The sequence below is a fragment of the Klebsiella sp. WP4-W18-ESBL-05 genome (assembly GCF_014169075.1).
In the GTDB taxonomy this organism is placed as follows: domain Bacteria; phylum Pseudomonadota; class Gammaproteobacteria; order Enterobacterales; family Enterobacteriaceae; genus Kluyvera; species Kluyvera ascorbata_B.
The window spans coordinates 2002122-2017668 of record NZ_AP022057.1 but is presented as its reverse complement, the minus strand read 5'-3'; the positions used below and the strand labels follow the sequence as shown (position 1 = coordinate 2017668).

The 15547-nt window shown below is 59.2% G+C and carries 13 protein-coding genes; 6 read left to right on the top strand and 7 right to left on the bottom strand.

Going from position 1 to position 15547, the window contains the following annotated elements; genetic code table 11:
- The first annotated feature begins 33 nt into the window (after positions 1–33).
- Positions 34–450: a pyrimidine (deoxy)nucleoside triphosphate diphosphatase gene (locus tag H7R58_RS09640; protein WP_106926510.1), complete on the top strand. Its 417-nt coding sequence runs from the start codon at positions 34–36 to the stop codon at positions 448–450.
- Here the strand turns inward: H7R58_RS09640 and H7R58_RS09635 are convergent.
- A complete protein-coding gene (locus H7R58_RS09635) occupies positions 410–679 on the bottom strand; it encodes a DUF1496 domain-containing protein (RefSeq protein ID WP_182929062.1) in 270 nt (89 codons plus the stop codon). The two genes, H7R58_RS09640 and H7R58_RS09635, sit on opposite strands and share 41 nt — an antisense overlap.
- Positions 680–913: 234 nt before the next feature.
- Here H7R58_RS09635 and gdhA point away from each other — a divergent pair, with 234 nt between their 5' ends.
- Positions 914–2257: an NADP-specific glutamate dehydrogenase gene (gene gdhA, locus H7R58_RS09630; protein WP_106926506.1), complete on the top strand. Its 1344-nt coding sequence runs from the start codon at positions 914–916 to the stop codon at positions 2255–2257.
- Between the two features lie 111 nt (positions 2258–2368).
- On the opposite strand, the gene H7R58_RS09625 is transcribed toward gdhA, so the two are convergent.
- From H7R58_RS09625 to H7R58_RS09615, 3 genes are all read right to left on the bottom strand, one after another.
- Positions 2369–4306 carry a DNA topoisomerase III gene (locus H7R58_RS09625; protein ID WP_182929063.1) on the bottom strand — a complete coding sequence of 646 codons (1938 nt, stop codon included), beginning with the start codon at positions 4304–4306 and terminating at the stop codon, positions 2369–2371.
- A gap of 4 nt (positions 4307–4310) precedes the next feature.
- The gene (gene selD / locus H7R58_RS09620) at positions 4311–5354 is read right to left on the bottom strand and encodes a selenide, water dikinase SelD (protein WP_106926502.1); all 1044 of its coding nucleotides are present in this window, start codon (positions 5352–5354) and stop codon (positions 4311–4313) included.
- Positions 5355–5482: 128 nt separating this feature from the next.
- Positions 5483–6034: an NAD(P)H nitroreductase gene (locus tag H7R58_RS09615; RefSeq protein WP_182934705.1), complete on the bottom strand. Its 552-nt coding sequence runs from the start codon at positions 6032–6034 to the stop codon at positions 5483–5485.
- A gap of 160 nt (positions 6035–6194) precedes the next feature.
- Between H7R58_RS09615 and sppA the strand changes: the two genes are divergently transcribed.
- The 4 genes from sppA (at position 6195) to H7R58_RS09595 (ending at position 11245) form a co-directional block, all read left to right on the top strand.
- The gene (sppA, locus tag H7R58_RS09610; RefSeq protein ID WP_106926498.1) at positions 6195–8051 is read left to right on the top strand and encodes a signal peptide peptidase SppA; all 1857 of its coding nucleotides are present in this window, start codon (positions 6195–6197) and stop codon (positions 8049–8051) included.
- Between the two features lie 56 nt (positions 8052–8107).
- Entirely contained in the window at positions 8108–9124 is a 1017-nt protein-coding gene (ansA, locus tag H7R58_RS09605) for an asparaginase (RefSeq protein WP_106926496.1), read from the top strand.
- 10 nt (positions 9125–9134) lie between these two features.
- On the top strand, positions 9135–9776 hold the full coding sequence (gene pncA / locus H7R58_RS09600) for a bifunctional nicotinamidase/pyrazinamidase (RefSeq protein ID WP_182929064.1): 642 nt from the start codon (positions 9135–9137) through the stop codon (positions 9774–9776).
- Between the two features lie 215 nt (positions 9777–9991).
- Positions 9992–11245 carry a chitinase ChiD gene (locus tag H7R58_RS09595; RefSeq protein ID WP_182929065.1) on the top strand — a complete coding sequence of 418 codons (1254 nt, stop codon included), beginning with the start codon at positions 9992–9994 and terminating at the stop codon, positions 11243–11245.
- Between the two features lie 96 nt (positions 11246–11341).
- Here the strand turns inward: H7R58_RS09595 and H7R58_RS09590 are convergent, their stop codons facing one another.
- Genes H7R58_RS09590 through ssuD form a run of 3 tightly spaced genes read right to left on the bottom strand, consistent with a single transcriptional unit; the run spans position 11342 to position 15362 of the window.
- Entirely contained in the window at positions 11342–12739 is a 1398-nt protein-coding gene (locus tag H7R58_RS09590) for an LLM class flavin-dependent oxidoreductase (RefSeq protein ID WP_106926489.1), read from the bottom strand.
- 48 nt (positions 12740–12787) lie between these two features.
- The gene (locus tag H7R58_RS09585; RefSeq protein WP_182929066.1) at positions 12788–14179 is read right to left on the bottom strand and encodes an FAD/NAD(P)-binding protein; all 1392 of its coding nucleotides are present in this window, start codon (positions 14177–14179) and stop codon (positions 12788–12790) included.
- Positions 14180–14189: 10 nt separating this feature from the next.
- Positions 14190–15362: an FMNH2-dependent alkanesulfonate monooxygenase gene (ssuD, locus tag H7R58_RS09580; RefSeq protein WP_106926485.1), complete on the bottom strand. Its 1173-nt coding sequence runs from the start codon at positions 15360–15362 to the stop codon at positions 14190–14192.
- Positions 15363–15547 lie beyond the last annotated feature (185 nt).

The window sequence follows — 15547 nt, the reverse complement described above, 5'->3', positions numbered from 1 at the left end:
TATGGCAACTCATTCACGGAGTCTTTGACCGCTATGCTGAAAACCATTGATGTTGTTGCCGCTATTATCGAACAAAATGGCAAAATTCTCCTTGCGCAGCGCCCGCCGCATGCCGATCAGGCCGGGCTGTGGGAATTTGCCGGTGGGAAAGTTGAAGCCGGTGAAAGCCAGCAGGAGGCGTTAGTGCGCGAACTACAGGAAGAGCTGGCTATCGTCGCGTGGCCGGGGCGCTATATTACTAGCCATCGGCGCGAAGTCTCAGGAAGGATCGTGCATCTGCACGGCTGGCACGTCCCCCGTTTCGACGGCGAACTCATTGCCCGCGAACACAGCGCGCTGGTGTGGTGCACGCCGCAGGAAGCCTTACGCTACGCGCTGGCCCCTGCCGACGTGCCGTTACTCGCCGCGTTTATGGCTTTACCCGACGCCACACCAGGGGATTCGTACTGATGGCGCGCTCATCGCGCTGGCACTGAAGCAGCACACCTTCCGCTTTAATCACCGCCCCTTCCGAGTAGTTCCTGTCTTCATACATGCAGCAACGGGCGCACGGCTGTGCGCGCTGGCTGCTGGCATTGTTGCTGAACACTTCAGGTGGAACGTTCACTTCCACCTGCGGCCTCGCCTGCGCGACGCTGCACAAAAGCGACAGCCCACCGACCATCCACACCCATTTCATCAGCAATCTCCTTTAAAAAGCCCTTTTATTACTATCGACCAAATGGACGTCTAACTTAACTTTTTTACGTCATCGCTTTTCGTTATGACCCGACGCGACGTATTAATTTTATTACGCACCCGGAAATTCCTTGTCATCCGTTAGCAGGGTAGTGATATAGTCGAAATAACGCACGTTATTAAACACAACCATAACAACTACATACATTCACAATCATAAGAGGTACTTATACTTATGGACAAGGCTTGCTCCCTTAATACCTTCCTGGCTCATGTTCAACAGCGCGACCCACACCAGACCGAGTTTGCTCAGGCCGTACGCGAAGTCATGACGACCCTCTGGCCGTTCCTCGAGCAGAACCCGCGCTATCGTCAGCTTTCCCTGCTGGAAAGACTGGTTGAACCTGAGCGCGTCATTCAGTTCCGCGTGGTGTGGGTAGACGACCGTAATCAGGTTCAGGTGAACCGCGCATGGCGCGTCCAGTTCAGCTCGGCTATCGGGCCGTTCAAAGGCGGGATGCGCTTCCACCCGTCCGTAAACCTCTCTATTCTGAAATTCCTCGGCTTTGAACAGACCTTTAAAAACGCCCTGACAACCCTGCCGATGGGCGGTGGCAAAGGGGGTTCTGACTTCGATCCAAAAGGCAAAAGCGAAGGTGAGGTGATGCGCTTCTGCCAGGCACTGATGACCGAACTGTATCGTCATCTGGGCGCCGACACCGACGTTCCAGCGGGCGATATCGGCGTAGGCGGCCGTGAAGTCGGCTTTATGGCCGGAATGATGAAGAAACTCTCCAACGACACCTCTTGCGTGTTTACCGGCAAGGGTCTCTCTTTTGGAGGCAGCCTGATTCGTCCGGAAGCCACCGGCTACGGTCTGGTGTATTTCACCCAGGCAATGCTGCAGCGTCACGGCCTGGGCTTCGAGGGGATGCGCGTCGCGGTCTCTGGCTCCGGCAACGTAGCGCAGTATGCGATTGAAAAAGCGATGGAGCTGGGCGCGCGCGTGATCACCGCGTCTGACTCCAGCGGTACCGTGGTTGATGAGTCTGGTTTCACTAAAGAGAAACTGGCGCGCCTGTGTGAAATCAAAGCCAGCCGCGACGGCCGCGTCGCCGACTACGCGCGTGAATTTGGTCTGGTGTATCTCGAAGGCCAGCAGCCGTGGAGCGTGGCGGTGGATATTGCCCTGCCGTGCGCTACCCAGAACGAGCTGGATGCCGATGCGGCACGCGTGCTGATCGCCAACGGCGTGAAGGCGGTCGCGGAAGGTGCCAACATGCCAACCACGATCGAAGCGACCGACCTGTTCCTCGACGCGGGCGTATTGTTCGCGCCGGGCAAAGCAGCCAACGCCGGTGGCGTTGCCACTTCCGGTCTGGAAATGGCGCAGAACGCCGCGCGCATGAGCTGGAAGGCAGAGAAAGTCGACGCGCGTCTGCACCACATCATGCTGGATATTCACCACGCCTGCGTTGAGCACGGCGGTGAAGCGAAGCAAACCAACTACGTGCGCGGCGCGAACATCGCAGGCTTCGTGAAAGTGGCCGATGCCATGCTGGCGCAGGGCGTAATTTAATCGCGTTATCCCGCCATCCTGAGCAGGTTGTCGGATGGCGGCGTAAACACCTTATCCGGCCTACGATAGTCTTGTAGGCCGGATAAGCGCAGCGCCACCAGGCATGAGGGGCTATCCGGGCTGCTCTGAACTCGCCGCGGGCTTCTTACTCTTCCCCTTCCCTTTACTGAATGACTTCTTCGCCCCACCCGGCGCTGCCAGTCCGCGGAACTGCCGCACCGGCGTGCTCTTAGCCTGGTCAATCAGCTGGAACAGCGTCCCCACTAGCGGCTGCATAAAGTCCTGATAGCGACACTGTTTTTCGCTGATCTGCGTCAGGGTAGACTCCCAGTGCGCGGTCATATCCGGACGCGTCGCCATCTCGGGTAGAGAGTGGAACAACGCTTTACCGGCGTCGGTAGAATGGATATAACGCCCTTTCTTGGTCAGGAAACCGCGTTTAAACAGCAGCTCGATAATGCCAGCACGCGTCGCTTCAGTGCCTAAGCCATCGGTCGCGCGGAGGATTTTTTTCAGGTCTTTATCCTGCACGAAGCGGGCGATCCCGGTCATCGCCGACAGCAGCGTAGCGTCGGTAAAATGCCGCGGCGGCTGAGTTTGCCGCTCGACAACTTCGCCGTTCTCACACAGTAATTCGTCAGCTTTCGCCACCACCGGCAGCGGCGTGCCGTCGTTCTCTTCATCACGTTCTTTCGCCCCCAGCAGCGTACGCCAGCCCGCTTCCGCAAGGAAGCGCGCTTTGGCGACAAATTTACCGTTGGCGATATCGAGGTCGATCTGGCATTTACGGTAGACCGCATCCGGGCAAAACTGCATCAGATACTGGCGCGCAATCAGGTTATACACCTTTGCTTCGTTGTCATTGAGATTCACGTGGCTGGCGCGCGCGGTCGGGATTATCGCGTGGTGAGCATCAACCTTTTTGTCGTCCCAGCAGCGGTTGCGGGTATCGGTATTGACCACCGGCTGCGGCAGCAAATCCGGCGCATGCACGCCGATGGCGTTAATCACCGCGTGGCGGCCAGCAAAATGCTCTTCCGGCAGATAGCGGCTGTCAGAACGCGGATAGGTGATCACTTTATGGGTTTCATACAGTTTCTGGCAGATATCCAGCACGTTCTGCGCGCTCAGGCCAAAACGCTTCGCCGCCTCAATTTGCAGCGCAGAAAGCGAAAATGGCAGCGGCGCCGGTTCAGAATCACGCTTATCGTTATAGGCGGTGACCAGCGCCGGCTGGCCGGTAATGCGCTTCACCACATGCTCGGCCAGCGCCCGGTTGAGCAAACGGCCTTCTTCATCCTGGTGCGGTTCGCAGGCTTCGCTTGGCTGCCAGACGGCGGTAAAACGCTCATCTTTCGGCGTCACGATGTGCGCTTTCACCTCGAAGAAGTCTTTCGAGACAAAGTGTTCAATCTCTTCATCACGACGCACCACCAGACCCAGCACCGGCGTTTGCACGCGCCCGACGGAGAGCACGCCCTGGTAACCGGCGTTACGCCCCAGAATAGTGTAGGCGCGGGTCATGTTGATGCCGTACAGCCAGTCGGCGCGGGCGCGGGCCAGCGCCGAAACGCACAGCGGAATAAACTCGCTGTTGGCGCGCAGGCGCGAAATCGCACGCTCCACCGCCTGTGGGTTAAGGTCATTAATTAAGCAGCGCTGCACCTGATGGCGCTTCTCCGCCGGCAGTTCCAGGTAATCCAGCACTTCATCCACCAGCAACTGCCCCTCGCGATCCGGGTCTCCGGCGTGAATGACTTCGCTGGCGTCGTGAAGAAAGCGCTTAATGACGTTGAGCTGCTTCGTCACCGAAGGCCGCGGCTGCAGCCGCCATTTTTCCGGGACGATGGGTAAATCCTGCAGATTCCAGCGCGCATAGCGGCTGTCATAGACGTCCGGCTGCGCCTGCTCCAGCAGGTGACCGATACACCAGGTCACCACCTGGCCGTTGCCACACTCGATAAAGCCATCGCCCTTGCGGTGAGGCTTTGGCAGTACATCAGCAATGGCGCGGGCCAGGCTCGGTTTTTCCGCAATAAACAGCCGCATGGGTTCAGCGCAGCTCGATCATCGGACGTCCGCCGCGGGCCGTCACCAGCTCGCCGATGGCGGTCAGGGTGATGCCAAATTCGGCTGCCGCTGCCTGCACGTCAGCTTCCGCGTCCGGCGTCACCGCCAGCAGCAGGCCACCGGAGGTTTGCGGGTCGCACAGCAGCGCGCGCTGAGCGTCGCTCATCGCGCCCATCAGATGGCCATAGCTGGCAAAGTTGCGCTCGGTTCCACCCGGTACCGCGCCCAGCGCGATATACGCTTCAACGCCCGGCAGCTTCGGTACGGCGGCAAAGTCAATCTGCGCCTGCACGCCTGCGCCCTGGCACATTTCGCTCAGGTGGCCCAGCAGGCCAAAACCGGTCACGTCGGTCATGGCTTTAACGCCTTCGATATTGGCAAACGCCGAGCCAACCAGGTTCATCTGGCACATCACTTCCGTCGCCAGCCCCTGATGTTCAGGCTTCAGCAGCGATTTTTTCTCGGCGGTGGTCAACACGCCAATGCCCAGCGGCTTCGTCAGGAATAGCTTGCAACCCGCCTGCGCGGTGCTGTTTTTCTTCACCCGTTCGGTTGGTACGATGCCGGTAACCGCCAGGCCGAAAATGGGCTCTGGCGCGTCGATGGAGTGGCCGCCCGCCAGCGCAATGCCCGCCTGTTTGCAGGCAAAGCGCCCGCCTTCGGTCACTTCGCGAGCAATTTCCGGCGCCAGCGTGTTGATAGGCCAGCCGAGGATCGCAATTGCCATAATCGGCTTGCCGCCCATGGCAAAAATATCGCTGATGGCGTTGGTCGCGGCAATGCGGCCAAAGTCGAACGGATTGTCGACAATTGGCATAAAGAAATCGGTGGTGCTGATGACCGAGGTACCGTTACCCAGGTCGTAAACGGCAGCATCGTCGCGCGTTTCGTTGCCGACAAGCAGGTTGGGGTCGATAAACTTCGTTTGCTCGCTGTGCAGGATAGTCTCCAGCACTTTCGGCGAAATTTTACAACCGCAACCTGCTCCGTGGCTGTACTGCGTTAAACGAATGGCCTGCTCGCTCATGGACAACTCCTGTCATTGCTTTGGCATGGGAATAGAGATGTATGTTAACGCCAGAACACTGCGGTGATAAGTACGACTGTCTGAATTCGCGGGCATTTGCGTGAAATCCAGACAATCGTAGCCGTTTTTCAGAGATAACGGACGAACGGCGCGGTATCCGGCACGCCGATCGTCGTCGACGCTTTCAGCTGCGGGGTACCCAGATAGAGGAAGCCAACAATTTTATCCTGCTCGGTGCAGTCGAAGCCTGCACGCACCACCGGGCTGTCGGTCAGCGCACCGCTGCGCCAGATACCGTTGAACCCTTGGGCTACCGCGGCCATCTGCATCGCCATCACCGCGCAGCCAGCCGACATCTCCTGCTCCCACTTCGGCACCTTCGGGTGATCCTGGCATTTGGCGATCGCCACGATAATCATCGGCGCACGGAATGGTGCGTTGCGCGCTTTTTCAATCGCCTTATCATCGCCGTTAGCGGCCACCGCGCCCTGCTCAAGCAACTGACTGAAGCGCTCGCGGCCTTCGCCTTCGACAATCACAAACTGCCACGGCTGCAGCGTGCCGTGATCCGGCGCGCGCAGCGCGGCACGGAGAATATTTTGCAGCTGTTCGCCCGCCGGCGCCGGTTCGGCCAGGCGCGACGCACTGCGGCGATTCACTAATAGTTCCAGGGCATCCATTGAACCACTCCTCTCACGTTATTTTTCATAAAATTAACATGCGCAAGGATTTTGTTACAGCGCCGAAGGCGATTCCTGCTGACAACCGGCGGCGGTCTATTTAGGATAGCCAGACGTTTTACCGTTTCGGTAAACCTTTTTTGTTTTGCAGGGAGAATACATGCGAACCGTATGGCGCTTCATTGCCGGATTCTTTAAATGGACGTGGCGATTACTTAATTTCGTCCGGGAACTGGTGCTGAACCTGTTCTTTATTCTGCTGGTGCTGGTCGGCGTCGGCATCTGGATGCAGCTCAGTTCCAGCAGCAGCACGGAGCACAGTACCCGTGGTGCGCTGCTGATGGACATCAGCGGCGTGGTGGTGGATAAACCCTCGCCCAGCAGCAAGCTCAGCGTTCTGGGCCGTCAGTTCTTTGGCGCCAGCTCGGACCGTTTGCAGGAAAACTCACTGTTCGATGTCGTTCAGACCATTCGCCAGGCGAAGGATGACCGTAACATCACCGGCATCGTGCTGGACCTGAAAAACTTTGCCGGCGGCGACCAGCCTTCAATGCAGTATATCGGTAAAGCGCTGCGCGAGTTCCGCGACAGCGGTAAACCGGTCTATGCGATCAACGACAGCTACAGTCAGGCGCAGTATTACCTCGCGAGCTTCGCCAATAAAATCTGGCTGTCGCCGCAGGGCGTGGTTGATTTACACGGCTTCGCCACCAACGGCCTGTACTATAAAACGCTGCTCGACAAGCTGAAGGTTTCGACCCACGTGTTCCGCGTCGGCACGTATAAATCCGCCGTCGAACCGTTTATCCGCGACGATATGTCCCCCGCCGCGCGCGAGGCCGACAGCCGCTGGATAGGCGAACTGTGGCAGAACTACCTCAATACCGTCGCCGCCAACCGTCAGGTTACTGCGCAGCAGATCTTCCCGGGCGCGCAGGGCGTGCTGGACGGCCTGCGTAAAGTCGACGGCGACACGGCGCAGTACGCGCTGGATAACAAGCTGGTGGATGCCTTAGGCTCAAGCGCAGAGATTGAAAAAGCGATGACCAAAGCGTTCGGCTGGAGTAAAAAAGACAATAACTTCAGCGCCGTCAGCATGTATGACTATGCGGTGAAAACCCCGGCCGACACCGGCTCAAGCATCGCGGTGGTGTTTGCCAACGGTGCTATCATGGACGGTGAAGAAACCCCGGGCAACGTCGGCGGCGACACCACGGCAGCGCAGATTCGCGACGCACGCCTGGACGCGAAGGTGAAAGCGATTGTGCTGCGCGTGAACAGCCCAGGCGGCAGCGTCAGCGCCTCTGAGGTGATCCGCGAAGAGCTGGCGGCGGCGAAGGCGGCGGGCAAACCGGTTGTGGTCTCAATGGGCGGCATGGCGGCCTCCGGCGGCTACTGGATTTCCACCCCGGCGGATTACATCATCGCCAGTCCAAGCACGCTGACCGGCTCTATCGGTATCTTTGGCGTGATCAATACCGTGGAAAATACGCTGGATTCTATCGGCGTGCACACCGACGGCGTCGCAACCTCACCGTTGGCCGACATGGCGGTCACCAAAGCCTTAACGCCGGAAGTGCAGCAGATGATGCAGCTGAGCATTGAGAACGGCTACAAACGCTTTATTACCCTTGTCGCGCAGTCGCGTCACAGCACCCCGGAAGCGATCGATAAAATCGCCCAAGGCCACGTCTGGACCGGCGAAGACGCGAAAGCGAACGGCCTGGTAGATAGCCTCGGCGACTTCGACGATGCGGTGGCGAAAGCCGCTGAACTGGCGAAACTGAAGGTGTGGCACATCGATTACTATCAGAGCGAGCCGACGTTCTTTGATATGGTCATGGATAACCTCTCCGGCTCGGTGCGTGCATCGCTGCCGCAGGCGCTACAGGCCTACCTACCGGCACCGCTGGCGAATGCCGCCAGCGCGATGAAGGCTGAAGGCGACAAGCTGGCGATTTTTAACGATCCGCAAAATCGCTATGCAATTTGCCTGACCTGCGCCAATATTCGCTAATCGTAATCCCCTCCTCGCCGGAGGGGATTTTCTTTTGCTCAATCAATAGACGAACCATGCCTAAAAAATCCATTTACGTCGCCTATACCGGCGGGACCATCGGGATGCAGCGCTCAGACCACGGCTATATTCCGGTCTCTGGGCACCTGCAGCGTCAGCTGGCGCTGATGCCGGAGTTCCATCGCCCCGAGATGCCGGACTTTACTATCCACGAATACGAGCCGCTGATGGACTCTTCCGACATGACACCGGAAGACTGGCAGCACATCGCTGACGATATTAAAGCGCACTACGACGAGTACGATGGCTTTGTGATCCTGCACGGCACCGACACGATGGCGTTCACCGCCTCGGCGCTGTCGTTTATGCTGGAAAACCTCGGTAAACCGGTCATCGTCACCGGCTCGCAGATTCCGCTGGCGGAGCTGCGGTCTGACGGGCAAATCAACCTGCTCAATTCGCTGTACGTGGCGGCCAACTACCCGATCAACGAAGTGACGCTGTTTTTCAACAACCGTCTCTATCGCGGTAACCGAACCACCAAAGCTCATGCCGACGGCTTCGATGCCTTTGCGTCACCGAACCTGACGCCGCTGCTGGAAGCGGGCATCCATATCCGTAGGCTCGGTACGCCGCCCGCCCCGCACGGTGAAGGCCCGCTTATCGTGCATCCCATCACCCCGCAGCCGATTGGCGTGGTCACGATCTATCCGGGCATTTCCGCCGACGTGGTACGCAACTTCCTGCTGCAGCCGGTGAAAGCGCTGATTCTGCGCTCCTATGGCGTAGGCAATGCGCCGCAGAACGGCGTATTCCTCAACGAACTGGCGGAAGCCAGCAAGCGCGGCATCGTGGTGGTCAATCTGACACAGTGTATGTCGGGTAAGGTCAATATGGGCGGCTACGCCACCGGCAATGCGCTGGCACAGGCAGGAGTGATTAGCGGCTCGGACATGACCGTTGAGGCGACGCTGACCAAACTGCACTATCTGCTAAGCCAGGGGCTGGATGCGACGGCGATTCGTAAGGCCATGCAGCAAAACCTGCGCGGTGAATTAACCCCGGACGACTAAGGAGAGCATAATGAGCGCACGCGCATTGTTATTAGTTGATCTGCAAAACGATTTTTGTGCGGGCGGCGCGCTGGCCGTTGCCGATGGCGACAGCACCGTTGATGTGGCGAATGCGCTGATCGCCGCCGCGAAACAGCGCGACGAGGCCGTTATCGCCAGCCAGGACTGGCATCCGGCCAACCACGGTAGCTTTGCCCGCCAGCACGGCGTGGAACCTTACAGCCAGGGGACGCTTGACGGTTTGCCGCAGACCTTCTGGCCGGATCATTGCGTGCAGGGCAGCGAAGGTGCCGCCCTGCACCCGCTGCTCTCTCAGCAGGCGATCGACGCGGTGTTCTACAAAGGCGAAAGCGTCAATATCGACAGCTATAGCGCCTTTTTCGACAACGGGCATCGGCAGAAAACCGGGCTGGACGCGTGGCTGCGCGAGCACGATATCCGCGAACTGATCGTCCTGGGCCTGGCCACTGACTACTGCGTGAAATTCACCGTGCTCGATGCGCTGCAACTGGGCTATACCGTTAACGTCATTACCGACGGCTGCCGCGGGGTGAATCTTACGCCGCAGGACAGCGCCAACGCGTTTATGGAGATGGCAGCGGCAGGCGCAACGCTGTATACGCTGGACGACTGGCTGGAAATTCACAACTAGCACCACGTAGGCCTGATAAGCGCAGCGCCATCAGGCACTGCGGCACAGTTTGCCGGATGGCGGCTTTGCCTTATTCGGCCTACTCTCCTCCTCTCCCTTCGGCGTGAACCACCTCGCAGATTTCCCCTCACGGCAATGCTATGTTCAGGCGGTTGTTTTTTCGCCACACCCTTTCCGTGGCATGTTTGCTTTTTCAATGTCAAAGAGGACCGTGTATGAAACTTTTGCCTTTGCTGGCAGCATTACCCCTGCTCTGCGTTTCGGTTGTTTCCGCGAATTCCCTGATGTCCGTCGGCTACTTCAACGGCGGCGGTGACGTTACCGCCGGGCCGGGCGGCGATATCAATAAGCTCGACGTGCGCCAAATCACCCACCTGAACTATTCGTTTGGCCTTATCTACAATGACGAAAAAGATGAAACCAACGACGCCTTAAAAGATGCCGCCAGGCTGCATCAAATCTGGCTGTCGCCGAAGGTGCAGTCCGATTTAGAAATCATCCCCACGCTGCGTAAACAGAACCCCAATCTGAAAGTACTGCTGTCGGTCGGCGGCTGGGGGGCTCGCGGCTTCTCCGGCGCGGCAGCGACGCCTGAAACACGCGCGGTGTTTATCCGCTCGGCCCAGGCGGTAGTGGCAAAATACGGCCTCGACGGAATCGACCTTGACTGGGAATATCCGGTCAACGGCGCGTGGGGGCTGGTCGCAAGTCAGCCAGCGGATCGTGATAATTTCACCGCGCTGTTGAAAGAGCTCCGCGCGGCGTTCGGGCAGAAAAAGCTGGTCACTATCGCCGTGGGGGCCAACGCAGAAAGCCCGAAAAGCTGGGTAGACGTGAAGACAATTGCGCCACTGCTGGACTACATCAACCTGATGACCTATGACATGGCATACGGCACGCAGTATTTTAACGCGAACCTGTATGATTCAACCCAGTGGCCAACGGTGGCGAACGCCGATAAATACAGCGTCGACTTTGTGGTCAATAACTACCTTGCCGCCGGGCTGAAGCCCAGCCAGATGAACCTCGGCATCGGCTTCTATGGTCGGGTGCCCAAACGCAGCGTAGAGCCGGGCATCGACTGGAGCAAAGCGGACGCACAGAAAAATCCGGTTACCCAGCCTTATTTCGGCGAGCCGGAGCTGGCGCTGTTTAAATCGCTCGGCGTTGACTTAACCAAAGATACGTACGTCAAGTACAACGATATCGTCAGCAAGCTGCTGAACGACCCGCAGAAAAGCTTTACCGAGCACTGGGACGACCAGGCGAAGGTACCGTGGCTGTCGGTGCAGTCAAGCGACGGTAAACCGCTGTTTGCGCTGTCGTATGAGAATCCGCGATCGGTCAGCATTAAGGCCGACTACATCAAGCGTAAAGGTTTGGCTGGCGCGATGTTCTGGGAGTACGGCGCGGATGACCACAACCAGCTGGCGAAGCAACTGGCTGAGTCGTTAGGCATCAAGCATTAAGACGCGGTGATCCTATAGGCCTGATAAGCGCAGCGCCATCAGGCGCTCCGGCGCCGTTTGCCGGATGGCGGCGTCGCCTTATCCGGCCTACAAAATTCAGACCGGCGTTAACAGCCCGCTGGTTTCATGAATACGGTAACCGGCCCCCGGATGTGGCGCCTGAAGCCGGGCGCTACCGCCGAATAGCTTCTCGCGCAACGTCCCCTCGCGGTACGCTTTTTTATACACGCCGCGTTTTTGCAGCTCGGGGATCAGCAGCTCCACCACGTCGGTAAAGGTTTCATGCGTCACCGCATACGCGAGGTTAAACCCATCAACGTCGGTCTCTTCCACCCAGGATTGCAGCTCATCGGCCACGGTCTGCGCGCTGCCGACCACCAGCGGGCCAAACCCGCCGATGCCCACCCACTCCGCCATTGCCTTCACCGACCACTGTTTATCGGGATCCGCGGTTGAAAACGTATCCACCACCGACTGAATCGCGTTGGTTTTGGCATAGGTAAACACTTCATCCGGCTGATACTGACCAAAATCAATGCCGGTCCAGCCGGAAATCAGCGCCAGCGCGCCTTCGTAGCTGGTCCAGTTTTTATACTCCCGCCATTTGGCCTGCGCGGCGAGATCCGTCTCGCCAACGATCGCCGTTTGCATGTTGAAGATCAGAATGCTGCGCGGATCGCGCCCGGCCTCTTCGGCGCGACGGCGAATATCGGCCACCGTTTTTTTCAGCGCGCTTTTCGACGGCGAAGCCACAAACACGCATTCCGCATGGCTGGCGGCAAACTGTTTACCACGGCTTGACGCGCCCGCCTGGTACAGCACCGGCGTACGCTGCGGCGACGGCTCGCACAGATGGTAGCCCGGTACATCGAAGAATTTACCGTGATGATTGATAGCGTGAATTTTACTCGGGTCACTGAAAATACGCCGCTCGCGATCGCGCAGAATAGCCCCTTCTTCCCAGCTGCCTTCCAGCAGTTTATACACCACTTCCAGATATTCATCGGCGTAGTCATAGCGGGCATCGTGCGCCGTTTGCGCCTGCTGGCCAATATTGCGCGCCCCGCTCTCCAGATAGGAGGTGACAATATTCCAGCCCACGCGGCCCTTGGTGAGGTGGTCCAGCGTCGACAGACGGCGCGCAAACGGATAAGGGTGCTCGAACGACAGCGAGGCGGTGAGGCCAAAGCCCAGATGTTCGGTCACCAGGGCCATCGGCGTCACCAGCGCCAGCGGATCGTTTACCGGTACCTGGGCCGCCTGGCGAATCGCCGCGTCGCCGTTACCGTTATAGACATCGTAAACGCCCAACACATCGGCGATAAACAAACCGTCGAATTTGCCACGTTCCAGCAGACGCGCCAGATCGACCCAATATTCCAGGTCTTTATACTGCCACGAACGATCGCGCGGATGCGCCCACAGTCCCGGGGACTGGTGGCCGACGCAGTTCATATCAAAGGCATTTAGACGAATTTCACGTTGTGATGGCATAACGGTCTCTCCTGCGCCCGGATTCCCCAGCGCAATCATAAGGTTGTATTAATTTAAGAAGGCTACGGATTGCCGACAGGCCAGGGTTTGTAGCACCGACCGGGCCACCCGTTGAGCGTGGTCCGCAACCTGCGGCAGCCCCATCAACTCACCGAAATAGCCGCGCGCCGCCGGTCCGGCGACCCAGATGTGGTCGGCACGCCCCACGGCCAGGGAGTGCGCATCGACCGCTATCCCCAATCCCAACGCATCCGCGCGAATCAGTCCTGCCTGCCGCAGCGCGGTGAAAAAAGGCTGGCCGTCGAGTAAATCGTGATGCGCAGGCCCGGTAGTCAGCACCAGATAATCCACCGCTTCCCGATGCTGACCGCCGCCGCGCAGCGCCAGATGAAGCGCCAGCGCCTCGTCATCGGCTTCCAGCGTCTGCAAACGCGCGGCCAGCGAGCGAAACGTTCCGTTGGCGCGTCGTGCCTCAATGGCCTGCGCAACCTGTGGCGCAATCCGGTAACGGTGCACGTCCCAGTAGCGCCGCAGGTGACGTAAGAACTGCCGTTTTTCTGCATCGCCCATCTGCTGCCAGAGGGTTTGTCCCTGTCCGCGCACCGCGTCCAGCACCGCCTGCCACGGCAGCCCCACCGCCGCTGCCCGGGCGATATCGACGCGAATCTGGCGTAAACGCTGGCGCAGCGTTCCCGTCTGATAGTCGGCCTGCCATTTCTCGGCGGTCAGCGGCGCATTGGGCCGCGAGAGCAGCCCATGACGTGAAAACGCGACAATGTCACCGTGATGCCCCTGACGTTGTAGCGTCGCGACCGCGTCAGCCATGCTCAGCGCCGTTCCCATAATGGCGACCCGCGCGGTGGCGGGGATCGCCGACAGCGCCCCGTCGCGCCAGGGGTCGGCAATTAAGCGCGGGTGCTGCGCCAGCGGCCGTGCAGCCTGAGGCAGTCGCGGCGGCGGATGGCTCACCGCCAGCACCAGGCCATCCGCGCGCAGGCGTTGGCCTTCAGCTGTGATAACGCAGCCATCCTGCCAGCCCACCGCGCGATCCCGGACGTGAGTCACGCGATCGCCATGGGCCCGCGCCGCCGCGGTAAACGCGTCCTGAACATAGCGACCAAACGCGCCGCGCTGCGGGTAAACGCTACCGTCCGCCAGCAGGGCCTGCGGGTCCTGAGGGAAATCACCGTGCCGCCGATACCAGCGATCGAACGCGCCATCGTCGTCACCGGCAAGCTGCATACGTGCGGCAGGCACGTTAATGCGGTGCGCCGGATCGGTGGCTGAATAGGCCACGCCGAATCCCAGACTCGGGCGCGGCTCCACGACGCTAATGCGCAGCGGGCTCGTCGCCTCGCGCAGCAGATGAATCGCCACGGCCGTGCCGCTAAAGCCGCCGCCGACAATCACAATATGCGGGTCCTTCTCACGCTCGGGCATGGTTTCCTCCTCAGCTGGCGCTGGCGTGCTGAGTGGGGCGTTTGGCCCCGCCGATGGTTTCGCCAAACGGCCCGGTGTTCACCTGCCCCGTCGCCGAACGCGGCTGGCTGCTGGTGTTCAGCAGCGGCATCACCAACTCGGCAAAGCGGTGCGCCTCTTCCAGATGCGGATAGCCGGAGAAAATAAAGTGGCTGATGCCCAGCGCCTGATACTCACGAATACGCTCCGCCACCTGCTGCGGATTGCCCACCAGCGCGGTCCCCGCGCCGCCGCGCACCAGCCCGACGCCCGCCCACAGATTGGGCGCAATGCGCAGGTTGTCGCGGCTGCCGTTATGCAGCGCGCTCATCCGCGCCTGCCCCGCTGAATCCATACGGGCGAAAATCTGCTGCGCTTGAGCGATGGTGTCGTCGTCAAGATGCGCAATCAGCCTGTCTGCCGCCGCCCATGCCTCTTCTTCCGTCTCGCGCACAATCACATGCAGACGAATGCCATACTCAAGCTGACGACCTTTTTCTTGCGCCCGCGCCCGGACTACTGCCAACTTTTCCGCCACCTGCTGAGGCGGCTCGCCCCAGGTCAGGTAGGCATCGATGTGGTCAGCGGCAACGTCGATCGCCTGCGTCGACGAACCGCCAAAATAGAGCGGTGGCCCATTTTTCTGCGCCGCCGGGAACAGCACTTCTGCCCCTTCCACCTGAATATGCTGGCCGTGGTAATCCACTTTTTCGCCCGCCAGCAGTCGGCGATAAACCTCCAGGAATTCATGGGTGACTTCGTAACGCTCGGCGTGGCTGAGGAAAATGCCGTCGCCTTTGTTTTCGACCGGATCGCCGCCCGTAACCACGTTAATCAATAACCGTCCTTCTGACAGGCGATCGAGGGTAGCCGCCATGCGCGCCGCCAGCGTCGGCGGTTGAAGCCCGGGACGTACCGCCACCAGATAGCGCAGGTTGCGGGTCATCGGTGCCAGCGCGGCGGCCACCAGCCAGGAGTCTTCACAGCTTTTACCTGTCGGGATCAGCACGCCGTAATAGCCAAGGCTGTCCGCCGCCAGCGCAACCTGCTGGAGATACGGTAAATCGACCGGCCGACCGCCTTCGGTAGTCCCCAGGTAGCGCCCGTCACCGTGGGTGGGTAAGAACCAGAAAACATTTATTTTCTCAGCGGCTTGTACTGTCATTATCCATTTCCTTTATAACTATATTTGGTATTTATAGAAGGCATTATCTTCGTCAGTTATAAAGACATTAGCGAAATGCGTGCCAGTTTTTCGTTAAAATAAAAACGTTATTTATCATTGAATTAAACAGAAAGCCGTCGTTCGGTGCGTGTTGCAAATACAACAGCGCAACGGCGAAAGCTGCT